The organism is Streptomyces sp. XH2, from assembly GCF_049725035.1.
GTDB lineage: Bacteria > Actinomycetota > Actinomycetes > Streptomycetales > Streptomycetaceae > Streptomyces > Streptomyces roseoverticillatus.
On sequence record NZ_JBMMMZ010000014.1, the window covers coordinates 146,039 to 162,343 of the forward strand.

The following is a 16,305-nucleotide window of genomic DNA, read 5'->3' on the forward strand; positions in this document are numbered from 1 at the left end:
TCGAGACGACGGAGGCAGCGCGGTGTCGGATGCCAGGACCCCTGCGCAGATCGAGGCGGACATCGCCCGCAGGCGGAGCGAGCTCGCCGTGACGCTCGACGAGATCGGCGTGCGCATGCACCCGGCCACGATCATGGGCGACGCGAAGGCGAAGGTCGCCGCGAAGGTGGACCACACCGCGGGCCGCGCCTGCGCCACGGCACACCGGCTGGTCTCGGACGTGAAGGCGCGCCTGACGACGGAGGACGGCGCGCCGCGGCTGGAGCGGATCGTGCCGGTGGCGATGGTCGCGGTGGGTGTGATCGGCCTGATCGCGGTCTCCTCGCGGCGCCGCGGGGCGTAGGTCACATCCGCGGATCCGCGATCGGTGGCCGCGGGGCCGCGTGCGGGCAGGTACGGTCGTCTGCGTGAGTACGAACACCACCCACGACAAGCTGCCCATCCGGATGCTGCACGACCGTGTGCTGGTCCGGACCGACATCCCGGAGGGCGAGCGCCGGTCCTCCGGTGGCATCGTCATCCCCGCGACGGCGGCGGTGGGCCGCCGGCTGGCCTGGGCCGAGGTCGTGGCGGTCGGGCAGAGCGTACGGACGGTGGAGCCGGGCGACCGGGTGCTGTACGACCCCGAGGACCGCGCGGAGGTGGAGGTCCGGGGCGTGGCGTACGTGCTGATGCGGGAGCGCGACCTGCACGCGGTGGCGGCGGAGCGGCTGGAGGGGTCCGAGGACTCCACAGGTCTGTACCTCTGAGCTCGTCTTCTCCGGGTTTGCTACGGTCGTAGGTACCCGACGAGACGCGCCGTACCGGGTCAGGACAAGACGACGCACCCCTGGAAGCTCTTCTCCACGGAGGTGCCGTCATGGCATGGGTCCTGCTCGCCGTCGCCGGTCTGCTCGAGGTCGGCTGGTCGATCGGCATGAAGTTCACCGAAGGGTTCACGCGGCTGTGGCCGAGCGTGTTCACCATCGCGGGTATCGCCGCCAGCATGCTGCTGCTGTCACAGGCGGCGAAATCCTTGCCCATCGGTACGGCCTACGGCGTGTGGGTGGGCATCGGCGCGGCCGGCGCGGCGGTCCTGGGCATGCTGGTCCTGGGCGAGCCGGCGACGGCGGCGCGGATCTTCTTCATCGTGCTGTTGCTGGTGGCTGTGGTGGGTTTGAAGGCGACTTCGGGCCACTGAGCCGGCCGGGGGGCCGGGGGTTGTCCCCGGGAGATGCAGCATCGTGCTGTTGCTGGTGGCTGTGGTGGGCTTGAAGGCGACTTCGGGCCACTGAGCCCGCAAGGGCCTCGGGCCACTGAGCCCGCCCGGGGCCCGTCAGTAGTCGCCCAGCAGCCCGCCGTCCAGCCCGCCCCCGCCCTTCGGCTCGTTCGGGATGAACGTGGGCAGCCCCGGGATCGAGGGCGGTCCCGTCGGCGGCCGGGTCGGGAAGCCCGTGGGCGGCCCGGTCGGCGGCAGCGGCGGGAACGACGGCGTGGGCGGCGTCGGCGGTGCCGGGATCGACGGCGGCGCGGAGGTCGTCGGCGGCGCCGGGATCGTCGGCTCCATGGTGGGCATCCGGGCCCCGCTCTGCAGCTCCAGGTCGAAGTCCTTGACGGAGGTGCCGGAGAGCGCGGCCGCCGTGTACGCGGCCCAGATGTCGGCGGGGAACCCACCGCCGTTGATCCGGGCCTGTCCGGCCGCGCCGTAGAGCGACTTGTGCTCGCCGGTCTCGGAGTCCTGGCCCATCACGGCGACGACGGTCGCGAGGTCGGGGGTGTAGCCCGCGAACCAGGCCGCCTTGTCGTCCTCCGCGGTGCCCGTCTTGCCGGCCGCGGGCCGCCCCGCGGCCTGCGCGCCCCGCCCGGTGCCGTTGTCGACGACGCTCTCCAGGATGGAGGTGGTGGTGTCGGCGGCGGTGCGCGTGACGGCCTGCTTGACGTCCTGGCTCGGCAGCGGGACGACCTCGGCGCCCTTGGTGACCTTGTCGACGAGGGTGAACGCGCCGTGCCGCCCGTGGTTGGCGAGCGTCGCGTACGCCTGGGTCATGTCCAGGACGCTGGCGTTGGCGACGCCGAGGGCGATGGAGGGGTTGGCGTTGAGGTCGGGGGTGTTCTCGGGGATGCCGAGGGCGACGGCCGTGTCCTTGACCTTGGCGGGGCCGACGTCCTGGGCCATCTGCGCGTAGACGGCGTTGACGGACAGGTCGGTGGCCTTGGTGACGGTGATCGGCCCGTACGAGATGTCGTCCTCGTTGGCGGGGGCGTAGCCGACGGGCCCGTTCGGCCCCTGCACGGGGCGCTTGTTCGTGCCGTCGTAGATCGTGAAGGGGGTGATGGTGCGCCCGTCCTGGGTGGACGCGTCGTTGGCGACGGCCGAGGTGAAGACGAACGGCTTGAAGGTGGAGCCGACCTGGAAGTCGCGGCGCGTGGCGTTGTTGACGAACTGCTTGGTGTAGTCGATGCCGCCGTAGAGGGCGACGACGCGGCCCGTCCGCGGGTCGATGGAGGCCCCGCCGGCGCGTACGTACCGGTCGACGGCGCGGTCGTCGCTGAGCTCGTCCATCAGCTGTTTCTGCACGGCGCTGACGAAGGCGTCCTGCTTCTTCTTCTCGACGGTGGTCGTGATGCGGTAGCCGCCGCGGGCGAGCGTCTGCTCGTCGACGATCTTGTTGCTGGTGAGGTAGTCCTTGACCGCTTCGACCAGATAGCCGCGCTGGCCCGACATGCCGAGCCGGGCCCTCGCCTTGCCGGGCGCGGGGAACTTCATGGCGCTGCGCTCGGCCTGGGTGAGCCACTTCTTCTTGACCATGCCGTCGAGGACGTAGTTCCAGCGGGCGGTGGCGCGCGCCTGGTTCTCGGGGTGGGCGCCGACGTCGTAGAGGCTGGGGGCGTTGAGGAGCGTGGCCAGGTAGGCGCCCTCGGCGGTGTTCAGCTTGTCGGAGTCCTTGCCGTAGTAGGCCTGCGAGGCGGCCTGGATCCCGTAGGCGTTGCGGCCGAAGTAGCTGGTGTTCAAATAGCCTTCGAGGATGTCGTCCTTGCTCTCCTCGCGGTCCAGCTTGATGGCGATGAAGAACTCCTTCACCTTGCGGCTGATCGTCTGCTCCTGGCCCAGGTAGTAGTTCTTGACGTACTGCTGGGTGATGGTGGAGCCGGACTGCTTGCCCTTGCCGGTGACGGTGTTCCAGGCGGCGCGCAGCATCGCCTCGGGGTTCACGGCGGACTCGGAGTAGAAGTCGCGGTCCTCGGCGGCGAGCACGGCGTGCTGCACGTCCCGGGGCACCTTGCTGAGCGGCACGCTCTCGCGGTTGACCTCGCCGTCGCGGGCCAGCTGGCTGCCGTCGGCGTAGAGGTAGACGTTGCTCTCGGCGACCGCGGCCTGGTTGGCGGCGGGGATCTGCACGAGCATGTAGCCGGCGATGAGGCCGGCGGCGATGAGCAGGACGACGAACAGGACGGCGCCGACGACCATGCGCCAGGTGGGCAGGAGCCGGCGCCAGCCGGTGCGGCGGGGGCGGCCGTTGCCGTTGCCGCCGGGTGCGCCGTTGCCGTCTCCGCCGTCACCGCCGGGGCGGCGCGGCCGTCCCGGCTCGCCCGGCCTGCCGCTGTTCCCGCCGCGACCCGGGCCTTCGCCGGCCCTCGGCGCCCAGCCCGCCGGTGCGCCCCGGCCGCCCCCGGCGGCCCGCTGTGCGTGCTCGTCGCTCATGTCTGTAGGGACTCCTCGGCCGCCGCCGTTGGTTCGGTCACGGCGGCGCGGTCTCGTGTCGGGCGGTCCGCTGTGCTTCGTACACGTCGTGCACCCCGTCGAACACTGTCGCATCATGCGTTCCGCGCCAATGGTGCGTACCGCAATGGGCCTGCCCGGCTCGGCCGTCCGGGGGCAGGCCGCCCACTCCGGCGGGTGACAAACCCGTGGCCGCCGTGGCCGCCGCTTTTCCGGTTCAACGACGGGATGCGGTACGAGATGCGCCCGTGCGGGGCCGTTGCGGTGAATGTCCCCTATCGGTCTCCTTTCCGTGTCCTTCCGTGTCCTTCCGCGTGAGGGGCCAGAATCGATAATTCCGCTCGCTACGCTGTTCGTATGATGAGCGAACTTCCAGAAATGCGCGCCTCGGACGCGGAGCGGGAGCGCATCGCCGAAGCCCTGCGCGAGGCCGTCGCCGAGGGCCGGCTGACGATGGAGGAGTTCGAGGAGCGCCTGGAAGCGGCGTACAAGGCGAAGACGCACGGCGAGCTGGAGCCGCTCGTGCGGGACCTGCCGGCGCCGGGCGGCGGCGGTGCCGCCGTCTCCCTCACCAAGTCCTCGGGTGCCGCGGCCGCGCCGGCCGCGCGGGACTGGGCCGGGCGCATCGGCGGCGGCCCCGTGAGCGGCCCGGTCGCCATCGGCGTCATGGGCGGCTTCCAGCGCAAGGGCACGTGGACGGTGCCGCGCCGGTTCACCGCCTTCGTCTTCTGGGGCGGCGGCGAGATCGACCTGCGCGACGCGCGCTTCGAGGACGGCGAGGTCGTCATCCGCTGCATCGCGATCATGGGCGGCATGCAGGTCACCGTGCCGCCGGACCTCGACGTCCACGTCGGTGGCGTCGGCATCATGGGCGGCTTCGACGACAAGGCCTCCGGCGCGGGCACCCCGGGCTCCCCGCGCGTCCGCATCACCGGCTTCGCCTTCTGGGGCGGGGTGGGCGTGGACCGCAAGGTCACGAAGGCGGAACGGGCCCGCCTCCGCGAGGCCCGTCGCCGGGAACTGGAGTAGGCCGTACGCCGGCCGGTGCGGTCCGGCACCGCCGGACAGGTGGCGGGTGGTTGCTCACCGCTGCGGCGGGGGAGTGCGCCTGCGGCACGGGAGCGCCTGCGGCACGGTTGGCCTTTCAGCGGCGAAGCCCGCTGAAAAAGCTCCGCCGCCACGGTGAGCAACCCCTACGGCGTGGGCCCGGCGGAATGGGGCGCCACCGGCATGGCTCCGGGCTGCCGCAGCGCCCGGCGCGGCCGGCCCGGGCGGAAAATGTCCGCCGCCACGGTGAGCAACCCCTACGGCGTGGGTCCGGCGGAACAGCCGGGCACCGGAACCCACACGTGCCCCGAACGTCAGAGCGCGGCGGCCGCCTCGCCCTTCAGCGTCTCCAGGTCCAGCGCCCGCGCCATCGCCTCGTACCCCGCGTCGCTCGGGTGCAGGTGGTCCCCCGAGTCGTACGCGGGGAGCAGCCGCTCCGGGACGGCGGGGTCGCGCAGGGTCCGGTCGAAGTCCACGACGGAGTCGAAGACGCTGCCCGAGCGGATGATCTGGTTGACCCCCTGCCGGGTGACCTCCTGCCGCTCCACCACGCCCTTGTGCCCCTTGAACGGCATCAGCGTGGAGCCGACCACGCGCAGTCCGCGCTCGTGCGCGCGCTGCACCATTGAGCGCAGCCCGTCGATGATCTGCTGCGGATTGTCGACCTGCGGCTTGCGCAGGATGTCGTTGACGCCGAGGGCGATGACGACGACGCGGGCCCCCGTACGGCCGAGCACGTCCCGCTCGAAGCGCGAGAGGCCGCTGAGGTTGTTCGCCGTGGGCGAGGGAGAGTTGCTGAGGAGTATGCGGTTGCCGCTGATGCCCTCGTTGAGGACGCCGTAGCGCGGAGCGCCCGGCTCCGTGCGCAGCCGGGCGGCCAGGAAGTCCGTCCAGCGGCGGTTGCCGCCGACGGTGGAGGTCACGCCGTCGGTGATGGAGTCGCCGATCGCGACGACGGCGCCGTGCGCCTCCTGCGTCCACACGTCGACGGCCGACACGTAGCGCCAGTACGGCGTCTTCGTGGTGTACGCCGTGCCGAGCGGCTCCTCGGTGTGGTCGCCGCGGGCGACGAAGGAGTTCTGCCGGGCCTGCGGGTGGTAGGTGACCGGCCCGGACGGGGTCGGCGAGTACGTGGTGACGAGCAGGTCGGACGCGGCCGGGACGACCAGCCGGACCGGGTCGCTGAGCAGGGAGCCGCCCGCCGGGACGGTGACCGTGGGCTGCCCGGCGAAGGTCAGCCGCTGCATGCTGCCGGGCGCGGCGGCGGGGGAGCCGGGGGCCGCAGCGACGGCGAGCGAGGCGTGGGTGACGGAGAGCGGCACGGTGCCGTACAGGTTGGAGAGCTGGATGCGGGCGCCCGTGCCGCCGATGCTGGTGTGGAGCACGTTGCGGATGGACATGCCCGCGAAGCCGTTGGCGGTGTTCGGCTCGGCGGCCGCCGGGGCGGTGGCCCAGGAGCCCACCCACTGCCCGGAGGCGGCGGGCTCGGCGGAGCCGCGGTTCTCGTGCGAGCCGGTCGCGGCCCGCCCGTCCCGGCCGCCGGCCCCGAGGAATATCGCGGTCGAGATGATGATCACGACGGCCGCCAGCGCGGCGAGTACGGCGTAGGCCGTACCGCGGGGCAGGGGTGGCCTGTTCATGCGGGTGTCTCCTGGAAGAGGCGGAGCGGGCAGCTCCGGGTGCGGAACCGGGGACGGAAACAGCGACTGATCAGCAACAGCGCCCTCGCGGTCCGATCGCCGTTCCATGATCCCACGGTGGTCTCGGGGTGCGCCCGTGGGGAGCGCCCGTCGGTCCGGGGGGTCAGGCAACGTGTCACATGCGACTTGTCAGACGCGGGGAACTCCCGGTCCGTTCCAGGAGTAGGCCGGGTAAGGACAATGCACGGAAGTCGGCTGGAACGGGTGGTGCGGATGAATCGGTCGCCTGATGGCGAACGCGGCGAGGGGCCGGACGGCGGGAGGGACGTTCGGGGGGACGCGCGAAGGGGCGGCGGAACGGATACCGCCGAACGGGTGATGCCCGCTCCGCCGGGCGGTCTCACCTACAGCGCCGCCGACGAGGAGAAGCGCCGCGGCGTCCGCCGGATGAAGGCGCTGGCCACGGGCCTCCTGCTCGCGGTCGCACTGGTGTACGGATTGGCGAAGTGGGGTCAGTCGGCGGGCGCGGGGGCCTGGGCCGGCTACGTGGCCGCCGCGGCCGAGGCCGGCATGGTCGGCGCCCTCGCCGACTGGTTCGCCGTCACCGCCCTCTTCCGGCGCCCCATGGGCCTCCCCATCCCGCACACCGCCATCATCCCCACCAAGAAGGACCAGCTCGGCCGCAGCCTCGGCGATTTCGTCGGCGAGAACTTCCTCTCCGGCGACGTCGTCCGCCTCCGGCTGCGCACCGTCGGCATCGCCTCCCGCCTCGGCACCTGGCTGTCCCGCCCCGAGCACGCCGACCGCGTCACCGCCGAACTGGCCACGGCGGTGCGCGGCGCCCTCACCGTCCTGCGGGACTCCGACGTCCAGGCCGTCGTCGGCGAGGCCATCACCCGGCGCGCCGACGCCGCCGAGATCGCGCCCGGGATCGGTGCCACGCTGGAGAAGGTCGTCGCGGACGGCGGGCACCGGCGCGTCGTCGACCTCGTGTGCGTCCGCGCCCACGACTGGCTCGTCGCGCACGGCGACTCCGTGATGGAAGCCGTCACCGGGGGCGCGCCCGGGTGGACGCCGCGGTTCGTCGACCGCAAGGTCGGGGAGCGGGTCTACAAGGAACTCCTGCGCTTCGCCGCCGAGATGCGCGACATGCCCGACCACCCGGCGCGGGGCGCCGTCGACCGCTTCCTCGCGGACTTCGCCCGCGACCTGCAGTCCGACACGGACACCCGGGCCCGGGTCGAGCGGCTGAAGTCCGAGATACTCGGCCGGGGCGAGGTCCAGGACGTCATCGCCTCCGTGTGGGCGTCGGTTCGCGCCATGATCGTCGCGGCGGCGGAGGACGAGCGGAGCGAGCTGCGGCTGCGCGTGCGCGCGGGGATCCTGTCGCTCGGCTCGCGGATGGCGGGCGACGACCGGCTGCGGCAGAAGGTCGACGGCTGGCTGGAGGACGCGGCGGTGTACGTCGTCACGACCTACCGCGACGAGATCACGTCCCTCATCACGGACACGATCGCGAGCTGGGACGCGGAGCACACGTCCCGCAAGATCGAGGCCCACATCGGCCGGGACCTGCAGTTCATCCGCATCAACGGCACGGTGGTGGGTGCGCTGGCGGGGTTGTGCATCTACGGGCTGACGAGGGGGCTGGGGGGCTAGGGCCGCCGGGGCCGGGCCGGCGATCGGGCCGGGGCCGGGCGCGAGGGGGTGTCTTGACCCCGTTTCCGTGGACGCCGGACGGTCCGCCACGCGTTCACCGGGGCGCGGGGCTCGTGGCGTCGGCCCGGCAGGCTCCGCAGACCTGCGCGGGGCCGCCTTCCGTACGCACCAGGGCAGCGGCGGCGGCGACGAAGGCACGGATCCGGGCGTTGTCCGCCGCTGTCCGCCATACCGCACCGAACTCGGCAGGTGGCGCGTCCGGATAGGGGACGAAGGCGATCGTCGGGCGGGTCTGGTACACCGCAGTCTGGCTCGGAACGGGATGGACGCCATGGCCGGCGCCGACCCGGGCCAGCGTCTCCTGGAGCGAGCCGGCCGGCAGCACGCTCTCGTCGGTGAGATCGCCTGCGCTGACCGCGTCGCGGCGGGCCAGCCGGTGGCGGGCGGGAACGGCGAGCATCACGGCGTCGGATATCAGCACCGGACCGGCCGTCAGGTCCGGTTCGCTGACGGGGAACCGGACGATTGCCAGGTCGGCCTCGCCGGACCGGAGGAGGCCGTACGGATCGCTTTCGGGGACCTCGCGGAGCCGCACTTCGCACTCGGGGTTGCCGGCGCGCAAGGCGGCCTGGACGGAGAGCACCAGGTCACCCTGGAGCGCCCCGGAGAAGCCCACGTGCAGCGGTCCGGCAGTACCCTGGCCGGCCTCGGTCGCACGCGCGATGCCTTCTTGGATGCGCGCGAACGCCGGGCCGATGTCGTCCCGGAGGCGACGGCCTACCGGGGTGAGGGCGACCCTGCGGCTGGTCCGCTCGAACAGCGCGGTGCCGAACCGGCGCTCCAGCTTCTTGATGGTCTGGCTGACCCGGGCCTGCGAGACGAGCAGCCGCTCGGCGGTGCGCGCGAAGTGCAGTTCCCCGGCGAGCGTCAGGAAGATCTCGATCTCACGGCTTTCCATAACCCTCAGGTTATCGATCGTTGCGAGGTTCGGCATTGTTCGCATGTCGCCGTGCGAGCAGGGTTGATGACGTCGCCTCCGGAGGTCCCGCTCCGAGGCCGTATCCGGAAGTCATGAGAGAAGTCATGAGAGAAGTCATGAGAATGGAGCACGCCGTGGCACAGCCGCTCATCGTCATCACCGGCGCCGGTTCGGGTATCGGCGCGGCTGTCGCACGCGCCTTCGCCGACCGCGGCCACCCGCTCCTGCTGCTCGGCCGTCGCCTCGACCGGCTCACCGGCCTGGGCCTGCCCCACGCGCTGGCGCGGGCGGTGGACGTCACCGACCGCGCCGCGGTGGCCGCTGCGGTCGCCGAGGCCGAGGCCGCCTTCGGTCCCGCTGATGCGATCGTGAACAACGCCGGGACGATGCTGCTCGGCGAGGTCGCCGAGCAGCCGGCGCGGGAATGGGACCGGATGGTGGACGTGAACGTGCGCGGCCTGCTCAACGGCATCGCCGCGGTACTGCCCGGCATGGTCGACCGCGGAACCGGCACGGTGATCAACATCGGCTCGGTGGCAGGTCTCAAGAGCTACCCGAAGCACACCGTCTACAGCGGCACCAAAGCCGCGGTGCACGCGATCTCGGAGAGCTTGCGCGAGGAGGTCGCCGCGCACGGAGTGCGGGTGGTGACCATCGCCCCGGGCGCGGTCCGTACGGACCTGCTGTCGCACACCACCGACGAGGCCGCCAAGGCCGATTACCAGGCGTTCAAGGATGCGGTGGAACTGCCGACGGCCGATGAGGTCGCGGAGGCGGTCCGCTGGGTCTACGAGCAACCGCAGCGGATCACCGTCCGCGAACTGGTACTGGCCGCGACCGGACAGGCCGCGTGACAGGCCCGCCGCCGCGGCCCTCAGGCCACTTCCATCACGGTCAGGATCACGCTCGGAATCAGCGGCCCGTCCGCCGGCCGGGTCGCGTCGAGCCGTACGGCCTCTCCCTTCGTCTTCGCCTGCAGCACGTCCCCCTTCTTGAACCGTGCCGCGAACTGCGAGACCACCACGTGCGTGCTGTGCGTCGCCGCCTGGCACAGCCGGACGCTGCTGTCGGCGACGGCCTTGCCGTTGACAGCGGACCAGGTGTCCACACAGCCCTCCGTGGGGTCCTTGCCCTGCTGTACGCCGCCCTGGTCCGTCGTCACCTGCGGCGCGATGACGACCAGGTACGTGCCGTCGTGCTGCACGGTGACGGAGTCCTTGCCGACGCCGATGCCGCTGTGCCCGTCGTCCAGCTCGAACCGCACCGTCTTCACGGTGCCGTCCTGCACCTGGTCGACGGCGGAGGAGAGTTGCGCGAAGGCGGTCGCGTGCGGGGACCGGTCGTCGGGCCCGGCCGGCGAGGCCCCGGCGGCGACGAGGACGAGCGCGGCCGCGGTGCCGAGGATGGCGAAGGTGCCGAGGGCGCCGAGGGTGCGGGAAACGTACATAGATGCCTCCCGTGCGGAGATCCAGGCGGAATGCCGGACTTGGCGTGATAAGCGTATGGACTGCGAGGCGTGAGGTGTGACCGGGAACGTTCGTCCGGTCGCTGCCTCGATCGGATGACGGCGCGTCGCGGACCCCGGCCCGGTTAGGGTCACCCCGTGTTGAAACGTCCCAACTTGCTGTGGTTGCTCGCCCCGTACGTCCTCTTCCTCGGCGTCCTGCCTCTCGTCGACCGCGTGCGGCCGACCGTCATGGGCCTGCCCTTCCTCTTCTTCTGGCTTCTCGCCGCCACCCTCCTCACCCCCGCCGCCGTCTTCCTCGCCTGGCGGGGCGACCGCAAGCGAGGGCGCGTGTGAACGGCAACGCGGCGGTCGCGACGACCGTCTTCGGCGTCTTCATGGTGCTCACCGTGGCCCTCGGCCTCCTCGCCGTGCGCGGCCGGGGCCGCACGACCGGCATCGCCGAGTGGTCCGTGGGCGGCCGCAGCCTCGGCACGGTCTTCATCTGGGTGCTGATGGCCGGTGAGGGCTACACGAGCTTCAGTTATCTGGGTGCCGCCGGGTGGGGGTACAACCACGGCGCGCCCGTTCTCTACGTCATCGCCTACATGTCCTGCGGCTACGCGATCGGCTACGTCGTCGGCCCGACGCTCTGGTCGTACGCCCGCCGCCACGGCCTCGTCACCATCACCGACATGGTCGCCCACCGCTACGGCCGCCCCTGGCTCGGCACGGCCGTGGCGATCCTGGCGACGGTGTGCCTGCTGCCGTACATCCAGCTCCAGATCACGGGCATGGGCGTCGTCGTCTCGACGATCTCGTACGGCGCCATCAGCCTGAACTGGGCCTACTTCATCGCCTTCGCCGTGACGACCGGATTCGTGGTGGTGAGCGGACTGCGGGGGAGCGCCTGGGTGTCGGTGCTCAAGGACGTACTCGTCATCGCCACGCTGGGTTTCCTGGCCTTTTACGTTCCGAACCACTACTTCGACGGCTACGGGCCCTTCCTGGACCGCCTGGTCGCGGAGAAGCCCGCGTGGCTGACGCTCTCCGGTCATGGCGGCAGCGGCCTCGACGCGACCTGGTTCGCGACCACGAGCTTGCTCAACTCGCTGACGGTCGTCATCTTCCCGACCACTGTGGCGGGCTATCTGGGTGCGCGCAGCGCTGATGCCTTGCGCCGCAACGCGATGCTCCTGCCGTTCTACAACGTGCTGCTGTTCGTGCCGATGCTGCTGGGGATGGCGGCCCTGTTCGTGGTGCCGGGCCTGACGGGTGCCGGGTCGAACCTCGCGATGTTCAAGCTCGTCGTGGACTCGCTGCCCGCGTGGGCGGTCGGGATCACCGGCGTCGCGGCGGCCCTCTCCTCCATCGTTCCCATGGCCGTCTTCATGCTGGTCATCGGCACGATGTGGGGGAAGAGCGTCCTCGGGACGGTGCCCGCCCTCGCCGGCCGGCCACGGCGGCAGCGGCTCGCGGGGCAGATCGTGGTGGTCGCGGCGGGCGGCCTCGCGCTCGTCCTGACGTACCTGACGCCGAACACGCTGGTACGTCTCTCCCTCATCTCGTACGAGGGGATGGCCCAGCTCGTGCCCATGGTCCTGCTGGGGCTGATGTGGCGTCGGCTGACGCTGTGGGGCGCCGTGAGCGGGCTCGTTGCGGGCGCAACGCTCGTGTGCGCCCTGGTCTTCACCGAGCACGACCCGCTGTGGGGCGTGAACGCGGGAGCGCTCGCGCTGGGCGTGAACCTCGTGGTGGCGCTCGCGGTCTCGTGGCTCGGACCGCGGCCGGTTGACGACCGTCCGGACGAGGAGGTGCTGGCGACGGATCCACGGCCGGCGGATGCGCGAGCGGCGGATACACGAGCGGAGGGCTCGGTTCCGGCATAAGGGGCGAATGGATCGATTGCCCGGCCGGTTAAGGCGCTTGCTATGAGCAAAAGCGAATGGTGTGAGCAGGGCTGACGAATTGCGACCAGGCCGACGAACCCGACTCGTCGGCCTAGACCAATTTTGACCGTACGTGTTCGGGAGACGGCGCAGATCCATGCAATGATCACCCGTACCACCGGTAATCCGAGGTTTGTGCGAAGATTCCGTCCCCGGTCCGATCGGGCCGGGCGACAAGGGGAAACATCGTGCACATAACGAGATTCAGAGCCGCTGTTGGGGCGGCTGTGACGGTGGCCGCCACGGCCGCTCTCCTGCCCACGTCGGCCGCGTTCGCGGCGGGCAAGCCGGACTCCCGCACGGCGGACAGCGCCACGGTCGAAGCCTTCGGCCGAATAGCCGACGCCATCCTGAAGGACCGCACCTCCGTCCTGCTGGACACCCGCTCGACGGCCGACCGCAAGGCGACCAGGCTCGACGGGAAGGTCCGTCTCTCCTCCGGCCTTTCGCGGGCCGAGGACACCGGACTGTCCTCGCTGAAGACGCGCAAGGCGTGGCTCGCCGCCCTCGGCGAGGCGTACACGGCCGCGGAGACCAAGACGTCGGTCGACAAGACCACCGTCAAGGGCAACCGCGCGACCGTCCGGGTCACCGAGACCACGGAGCTCACGTACAAGAAGATCCGCGGTGACGAGCCGTCGACCACCGGCTTCACCGCTCACCACGAGCTCAGCTTCTCCCTCGGCAAGAGCGGGAACTGGGAGCTCACGGGCATCCGCCCGCAGGACGACGGCCCCGGCGCCATCAACGAGCCCCGCACCGCGGTGGCCGCGACCGGCAGCATCGACCTCAACGGCAGCCCGGCCTCGACCCGGTACCCCGGCAGCCGGAACTCCAAGCCGAAGAACCTGACCCCCACCCAGGGCGGTCTGGACTACAAGGCGATGGCCGCCTACGCCGAGAAGTACTGGCGCAACTACAACCCCGCCTACCGCAGCTTCAACGTCGCGGGCGGCGACTGCACCAACTTCATCAGCCAGTCCCTGAAGGCCGGCGGATGGAAGGACGTGCCGGGTTCGGACACCTCCGACTACCACAAGTGGTGGTACAACAAGTCGAACCAGTCCGACTCCTGGGTCGGCGCCAACGAGTGGGCGTGGCACACGCTGTCCACCAAGCGTGCCGCCAACCTGTCGAACGTCTACCAGATGGACGTCGGCGACATCCTGCAGATGGACTTCGACGGTGACGGGTCCAAGGACCACTCCATGATCACCACGTACCGGAGCCGGATGGGCGTCCCGTACGTGACGTACCACTCGACCAACACCTACCGGAAGTCGGTCGCGAGCATCATCGCGTCCTACCCGGGTGCGGTCTACTACGCCTACCGCACGTGACGCGGCGTGGGCCGCGCCCCGGAGCTTCCTCCGGGGCGCGGCCCACAATTCGCTGTTCGCAGTCCGAAACGTCCCTTGCGGAGAGCACCTCCGCTCTTGGACGATCAAGCGATGAAACTGCTGCGTGTGGGGCCCGCGGGGGGCGAACGCCCGGCGCTGCTGGACGAGGACGGCACACTCCGCGACCTGTCGGCGCTGGTGCCGGACATCGACGGCGCCCTGCTGGCCGACGGAGCCGCCCTGGCACGGATCCGCGCCGCGGTCGGCGCGCGCATCCTCCCCGCGCTCGACACCACGGGACTGCGGTGCGGGCCGCCGGTCAACCGGATCGGCAAGATCGTCGGCGTGGGCCTGAACTACCGAGGCCTCGCGGCCGAGACGCGATCGGTCGTTCCGTCCGAGCCCGTGCTGTTCTTGAAGGCCGCGGATACGGTCGCCGGCCCGGACGACTCGGTGCTCATCCCCTGGGGGAGCGAGAAGACCGACTGGGAGGTCGAGCTGGGCGTGGTCATCGGCCGCACGGCGCGCCGCCTGGAATCGGAGAAGGCGGCGATGAGTGCCGTCGGGGGATACGTGCTCGCCCACGACGTCTCCGAACGCGAGTACCAGTTCGACCGCGGCGGCGCGTGGGTCAAGGGCAAGAACTACGAGACGTTCACCCCGCTGGGCCCGTGGCTGGCCACGGCGGACGAGGTCTCCGACCCGCAGGACCTGCGGCTACGGCTGTGGGTGAACGGAGTCCTGCAGCAGGACGAGACGACGGCCGATCAGATCTTCCCGGTGGCGGAGCTGATCCGGTACGTCAGCTCCTTCATGACCCTGTACCCGGGGGACGTGATCCTCACGGGGACCCCGGCGGGCGTGGCCCTCAGCCGCCCGGAGCCGAAGCCGTACCTGCGGGCGGGGGACGTGGTGGAGCTGGAGATCGAGGGCCTGGGGCGGCAACGGCAGGTGTTCAAGGACGCTTAGTTGCGTCCTTCGACGGCCTCGGCGTGTACGGCGAGGTTTTCGCCCCGGTTGCGGGCATATTTTTAGATATGCGCAGGATGAAGGCGGCGGTGCTCGCTGTGCTCGTGGTGACGGTGGGTGTGGTGCTGGTGTGCGCGTTCACCCTGCCGGGGTCGCGTCACGGGCCGGCGCCCCGGGAGGGGCGGACCGCGCCCGACGGCCGCGCGCTGATGCACGACGGCACGCCCCCGGGCGGCGAGACGCTGCTGGCGGGGGCGGCGATGGTTGCCGGGGGCGCGGCGCTGGGGCTGTGGGTACTGGTACGCAACCGGCCCGGTCAGGCAAGCGGTTGATAACTGCCCTGGCTGCGACGTATGGAGTGCACGAAGGTCGCCCACGCGTGCGGTGACAGGGTGAACGCGCCGCGGGGACGGTCTTTGCTGTCGCCTATGGCTATGAGTCTGTCTTCGGTGGGCTGCATCTCGATGCAGTTCGGATCGGTGTCGTCGCTGAAGGAGGACTTGCGCCACGCGTGTGGGGGCAGGTCATGGCGTATCACGTGTACTTCACTCCCGTTCGAGCTCATCGGCGATCGACATCATCAGACTGGTGGACTGTTCGGCCGACAATGCCAGGGCTTGGAGAGCTCGGAATAGCCGCTGGCACTTCCTCGTCGTTTCATCTTCCTCCAGGAACAGTTCGCCGTCGAGGTAGGAGATTTGGACGACGTGGAAGTCCATCGGGGAGGGGTACGAGTACAGGTTGAACGACCCGCTGGTGCTTGCGTGCATGCTTTGGCTGAAGGGGATGACCTGGATCGTCACATGCGGGAGCTGGCTCATAGCCGCCAGGCTCCGAAGTTGCGATGCCATGGTCCTGGGGCCGCCGAGGTGTTGACGGACCACGCCTTCCAGCATGACGCAGTGATACTGCGGAGGTTGCTCGCGTTGCAGGAGCCGTTGGCGTTGCATGCGGATGTCGACGTACAAGTCCAGCGCTTCTTCTGTTCGGGGCTCCGGAGCTCCGGCCAGGACTACGCGGGCGTAGTCTGGTGTCTGCAGAAGGCCGGGAACCAGCTGAGCCTGGAAGACGGAAATGTTCTCCGCCTCGGATTCGAGCGTCAGGGCCTCGCTGAACCCTGGCGATAGCTGTCCGTAATGGCGCCACCATGTGTTCTTCCGCGCCTCCGATGCCAGCGCGATTAACCAGTCACGAGTCCTTTTCTCGCCGACCCGGTAGAGGTCCAGCAATGCCGCCAGTTCCGCTGGAGTGATGCGGTGTCGTCCTGTCTCGATGCGGCTGACCTTGGAGTTGTCGCCAGTCACTGCCGCCGCAGCCTGGGCAACGGTGATACCCGCCGCCTCCCGAACTTCCTTGAGGGCCGCGCCCAGCTTCCTGCGCCTCGCGGTGCGCTGTGCCTGCTGTCCCAACCTGACCTCCTGACCTGCAATTTGTAGAGCTGAAATTTGTAGCTCTACAAATTGGGGTTTGAAACTGCTCTGGAAATGGGTGCATTGTTGGTCGGGCGTCCGGAACTCGCGAAGGAGCGTTGGGGGATGACATACAGGAACGGGGCGTTCGTCGTGGACACCCGGGATG

17 protein-coding genes and 1 riboswitch are annotated in these 16,305 nt (G+C 70.5%); of the genes, 11 read left to right on the plus strand and 6 right to left on the minus strand.

Annotated elements, in window-relative coordinates; translation table 11 throughout:
- Positions 1 to 22 precede the first annotated feature (22 nt).
- From ACOTKD_RS27790 to ACOTKD_RS27800, 3 genes are all read left to right on the plus strand, one after another.
- Positions 23 to 343 (plus strand): DUF3618 domain-containing protein, encoded by a 321-nt coding sequence (locus ACOTKD_RS27790; RefSeq protein WP_424891718.1) that lies wholly within the window; start codon positions 23 to 25, stop codon positions 341 to 343.
- 103 nt (positions 344 to 446) lie between these two features.
- Entirely contained in the window at positions 447 to 749 is a 303-nt protein-coding gene (locus tag ACOTKD_RS27795; RefSeq protein ID WP_058046871.1) for a GroES family chaperonin, read from the plus strand.
- Positions 750 to 763: 14 nt separating this feature from the next.
- A riboswitch (guanidine-III (ykkC-III) riboswitch) is annotated at positions 764 to 828 on the plus strand.
- Between the two features lie 31 nt (positions 829 to 859).
- A complete protein-coding gene (locus ACOTKD_RS27800; RefSeq protein WP_058044297.1) occupies positions 860 to 1,180 on the plus strand; it encodes a DMT family transporter in 321 nt (106 codons plus the stop codon).
- A 135-nt stretch (positions 1,181 to 1,315) separates the two neighbouring features.
- On the opposite strand, the gene ACOTKD_RS27805 is transcribed toward ACOTKD_RS27800, so the two are convergent.
- Positions 1,316 to 3,682, minus strand: a complete 2,367-nt coding sequence (locus tag ACOTKD_RS27805; protein WP_424891719.1) for a transglycosylase domain-containing protein — start codon at positions 3,680 to 3,682, stop codon at positions 1,316 to 1,318.
- A 375-nt stretch (positions 3,683 to 4,057) separates the two neighbouring features.
- Here ACOTKD_RS27805 and ACOTKD_RS27810 point away from each other — a divergent pair, with 375 nt between their 5' ends.
- Complete coding sequence (locus tag ACOTKD_RS27810) at positions 4,058 to 4,729, plus strand: DUF1707 SHOCT-like domain-containing protein (protein ID WP_424891720.1); 672 nt, start codon at positions 4,058 to 4,060, stop codon at positions 4,727 to 4,729.
- A gap of 332 nt (positions 4,730 to 5,061) precedes the next feature.
- On the opposite strand, the gene ACOTKD_RS27815 is transcribed toward ACOTKD_RS27810, so the two are convergent.
- Entirely contained in the window at positions 5,062 to 6,387 is a 1,326-nt protein-coding gene (locus ACOTKD_RS27815) for an SGNH/GDSL hydrolase family protein (protein WP_424891721.1), read from the minus strand.
- A gap of 378 nt (positions 6,388 to 6,765) precedes the next feature.
- Here ACOTKD_RS27815 and ACOTKD_RS27820 point away from each other — a divergent pair, with 378 nt between their 5' ends.
- Complete coding sequence (locus ACOTKD_RS27820; RefSeq protein ID WP_424891722.1) at positions 6,766 to 8,046, plus strand: DUF445 domain-containing protein; 1,281 nt, start codon at positions 6,766 to 6,768, stop codon at positions 8,044 to 8,046.
- Positions 8,047 to 8,140: 94 nt separating this feature from the next.
- On the opposite strand, the gene ACOTKD_RS27825 is transcribed toward ACOTKD_RS27820, so the two are convergent.
- On the minus strand, positions 8,141 to 9,004 hold the full coding sequence (locus ACOTKD_RS27825; RefSeq protein ID WP_424891723.1) for a LysR family transcriptional regulator: 864 nt from the start codon (positions 9,002 to 9,004) through the stop codon (positions 8,141 to 8,143).
- A 155-nt stretch (positions 9,005 to 9,159) separates the two neighbouring features.
- Here ACOTKD_RS27825 and ACOTKD_RS27830 point away from each other — a divergent pair, with 155 nt between their 5' ends.
- A complete protein-coding gene (locus tag ACOTKD_RS27830) occupies positions 9,160 to 9,879 on the plus strand; it encodes an SDR family oxidoreductase (RefSeq protein WP_424891724.1) in 720 nt (239 codons plus the stop codon).
- 20 nt (positions 9,880 to 9,899) lie between these two features.
- Here ACOTKD_RS27830 and ACOTKD_RS27835 read toward each other — a convergent pair whose 3' ends face one another.
- A complete protein-coding gene (locus tag ACOTKD_RS27835) occupies positions 9,900 to 10,472 on the minus strand; it encodes a hypothetical protein (RefSeq protein ID WP_424891725.1) in 573 nt (190 codons plus the stop codon).
- A gap of 156 nt (positions 10,473 to 10,628) precedes the next feature.
- Between ACOTKD_RS27835 and ACOTKD_RS27840 the strand changes: the two genes are divergently transcribed.
- The 5 genes from ACOTKD_RS27840 (at position 10,629) to ACOTKD_RS27860 (ending at position 15,059) form a co-directional block, all read left to right on the plus strand.
- Positions 10,629 to 10,826, plus strand: a complete 198-nt coding sequence (locus ACOTKD_RS27840; RefSeq protein WP_424891726.1) for a DUF3311 domain-containing protein — start codon at positions 10,629 to 10,631, stop codon at positions 10,824 to 10,826.
- A gap of 41 nt (positions 10,827 to 10,867) precedes the next feature.
- Entirely contained in the window at positions 10,868 to 12,358 is a 1,491-nt protein-coding gene (locus ACOTKD_RS27845) for a sodium:solute symporter family protein (RefSeq protein WP_424891913.1), read from the plus strand.
- Positions 12,359 to 12,606: 248 nt separating this feature from the next.
- The gene (locus ACOTKD_RS27850) at positions 12,607 to 13,758 is read left to right on the plus strand and encodes an amidase domain-containing protein (RefSeq protein ID WP_424891727.1); all 1,152 of its coding nucleotides are present in this window, start codon (positions 12,607 to 12,609) and stop codon (positions 13,756 to 13,758) included.
- 111 nt (positions 13,759 to 13,869) lie between these two features.
- Positions 13,870 to 14,727 (plus strand): fumarylacetoacetate hydrolase family protein, encoded by an 858-nt coding sequence (locus tag ACOTKD_RS27855; protein ID WP_424891728.1) that lies wholly within the window; start codon positions 13,870 to 13,872, stop codon positions 14,725 to 14,727.
- A gap of 68 nt (positions 14,728 to 14,795) precedes the next feature.
- Complete coding sequence (locus ACOTKD_RS27860) at positions 14,796 to 15,059, plus strand: hypothetical protein (RefSeq protein WP_424891729.1); 264 nt, start codon at positions 14,796 to 14,798, stop codon at positions 15,057 to 15,059.
- On the opposite strand, the gene ACOTKD_RS27865 is transcribed toward ACOTKD_RS27860, so the two are convergent.
- Together ACOTKD_RS27865 and ACOTKD_RS27870 are read right to left on the minus strand one after the other, a co-directional pair.
- The gene (locus tag ACOTKD_RS27865; RefSeq protein ID WP_424891730.1) at positions 15,044 to 15,292 is read right to left on the minus strand and encodes a DUF397 domain-containing protein; all 249 of its coding nucleotides are present in this window, start codon (positions 15,290 to 15,292) and stop codon (positions 15,044 to 15,046) included. The two genes, ACOTKD_RS27860 and ACOTKD_RS27865, sit on opposite strands and share 16 nt — an antisense overlap.
- Positions 15,273 to 16,136, minus strand: a complete 864-nt coding sequence (locus tag ACOTKD_RS27870) for a helix-turn-helix domain-containing protein (protein WP_424891731.1) — start codon at positions 16,134 to 16,136, stop codon at positions 15,273 to 15,275. The genes ACOTKD_RS27865 and ACOTKD_RS27870 overlap by 20 nt, the downstream gene beginning before the upstream one ends.
- Between the last annotated feature and the right edge of the window lie 169 nt (positions 16,137 to 16,305).

Bases quoted from the DNA above. Each gene is read 5' to 3' on its own strand.
- ACOTKD_RS27845 (WP_424891913.1), top strand. From the start codon at position 10,868: ATGGTGCTCACCGTGGCCCTCGGCCTCCTCGCCGTGCGCGGCCGGGGC.
- ACOTKD_RS27805 (WP_424891719.1), bottom strand. From the start codon at position 3,682: ATGAGCGACGAGCACGCACAGCGGGCCGCCGGGGGCGGCCGGGGCGCA.
- ACOTKD_RS27795 (WP_058046871.1), top strand. From the start codon at position 447: ATGCTGCACGACCGTGTGCTGGTCCGGACCGACATCCCGGAGGGCGAG.
- ACOTKD_RS27810 (WP_424891720.1), top strand. From the start codon at position 4,058: ATGATGAGCGAACTTCCAGAAATGCGCGCCTCGGACGCGGAGCGGGAG.
- ACOTKD_RS27800 (WP_058044297.1), top strand. From the start codon at position 860: ATGGCATGGGTCCTGCTCGCCGTCGCCGGTCTGCTCGAGGTCGGCTGG.
- ACOTKD_RS27855 (WP_424891728.1), top strand. From the start codon at position 13,870: ATGAAACTGCTGCGTGTGGGGCCCGCGGGGGGCGAACGCCCGGCGCTG.
- ACOTKD_RS27815 (WP_424891721.1), bottom strand. From the start codon at position 6,387: ATGAACAGGCCACCCCTGCCCCGCGGTACGGCCTACGCCGTACTCGCC.
- ACOTKD_RS27835 (WP_424891725.1), bottom strand. From the start codon at position 10,472: ATGTACGTTTCCCGCACCCTCGGCGCCCTCGGCACCTTCGCCATCCTC.
- ACOTKD_RS27865 (WP_424891730.1), bottom strand. From the start codon at position 15,292: ATGAGCTCGAACGGGAGTGAAGTACACGTGATACGCCATGACCTGCCC.
- ACOTKD_RS27825 (WP_424891723.1), bottom strand. From the start codon at position 9,004: ATGGAAAGCCGTGAGATCGAGATCTTCCTGACGCTCGCCGGGGAACTG.
- ACOTKD_RS27860 (WP_424891729.1), top strand. From the start codon at position 14,796: ATGCGCAGGATGAAGGCGGCGGTGCTCGCTGTGCTCGTGGTGACGGTG.
- ACOTKD_RS27820 (WP_424891722.1), top strand. From the start codon at position 6,766: ATGCCCGCTCCGCCGGGCGGTCTCACCTACAGCGCCGCCGACGAGGAG.